This window comes from Nocardia testacea NBRC 100365, from assembly GCF_000308775.1.
GTDB lineage: Bacteria > Actinomycetota > Actinomycetes > Mycobacteriales > Mycobacteriaceae > Nocardia > Nocardia testacea.
In genome coordinates, this window is record NZ_BAGJ01000202.1 from 1 (window position 1) to 317 (window position 317).

A 317-nucleotide genomic window follows, 5' to 3' on the forward strand; every position below is an offset into this window, starting at 1 on the left:
GCGGTCTCGGCGAACCCGAGCACCACCGCGTCCTGTTCGCCGAGGACCGCGCGCACCAGATCACCGAGGCCCTCGCCCGCGTCCCGGACCCGGATGGGATCGGTCGGCAGGTGTTTGCCCAGCACCGTGGAGACCAGCAGATGCGCGCGCCGCGGATTCTTGCGCAACCCCGGCTGCACCAGATCGGCGATCTCCGGTTCGGCCGCCAGGGCGTCCCCGGGCCGGAACGCTTCCCGGTGCCGCAGTTCGATACCGAGGGCGCGTGTCGCCCAATACGCTTCGCCGGACCGGTCGCTCATACCGTGACCAGCGCCGAT

General features: G+C 71.3%; 1 protein-coding gene. It reads right to left on the bottom strand.

Annotated features, from left to right (window positions below; all coding sequences use genetic code 11):
* Positions 1–299 (bottom strand): phosphoribosyltransferase domain-containing protein (locus ON38_RS25465; RefSeq protein ID WP_039827550.1); only part of this gene is annotated, 299 nt, incomplete at its 3' end.
* Positions 300–317: the final 18 nt, after the last annotated feature.